Origin of the sequence: Mycoplana rhizolycopersici (assembly GCF_013378445.1) — a bacterium.
Lineage (GTDB): Bacteria > Pseudomonadota > Alphaproteobacteria > Rhizobiales > Rhizobiaceae > Mycoplana > Mycoplana rhizolycopersici.
This window is the reverse complement of sequence record NZ_JABXYK010000056.1, coordinates 1-704: the sequence shown is the minus strand read 5'-3', so window position 1 is coordinate 704 and position 704 is coordinate 1. Positions and strand designations below refer to the sequence as shown.

The following is a 704-nucleotide window of genomic DNA, read 5'->3' as shown; positions in this document are numbered from 1 at the left end:
GATCCAGGACGTCGACGATGTCGACAAGGCGCCCACCTCGCTGTCGCTGTCGAAGTCGACCGTCAAGGAGAACGTCAAGACCGGCACCACGGTCGGCACCTTCTCGGCCAAGGATCCGGAAGGCAAGGCGCTGACCTACACGCTGACCGACGATGCCGGCGGCCTGTTCAAGCTCTCCGGCGCCAGGCTGGTGACGGCCAGGGCGATCGACTACGAGAAGGTGCAGAAGGACACTGTCACCGTTGCCGCCTCGGACGGCGTCAACACGGTCGCAAAGACCTTCACCATCAAGGTGGCCGACGTGGTCGAGACGATCGCCGGCACGTCGAAGGCGGAGACGCTGAAGGGCGGCCTCGGCGCCGACCTGATCAAGGGCAATGGCGGCAACGACAGGCTCTACGGCCAGGCCGGCAACGACCAGCTGAAGGGTGGTGCGGGTGCCGACCTCCTGATCGGCGGTGCGGGCGCCGACCGGCTGGACGGCGGGGCGGGCAACGACACCGCCTCCTACCAGGGGGCGGGCAAGGGTGTCACCGCCAGCCTTTCCAAGCCTTCGCTCAACACCAATGACGCCAAAGGCGACGTCTATGTCTCGATCGAGAACCTGACCGGCACGAGCCATGCCGACAGGCTGACCGGCGACGGCAAGGCCAATGTGCTTTCCGGCGGGGCCGGCAAGGACGTGCTCAAGGGCAATAGCGGCG

At 66.6% G+C, this 704-nt stretch carries 1 pseudogene; it reads left to right on the top strand.

What is annotated here, in order from left to right:
• A pseudogene (locus tag HV823_RS27525) lies at positions 1-704 on the top strand (hypothetical protein); the annotation flags it as partial.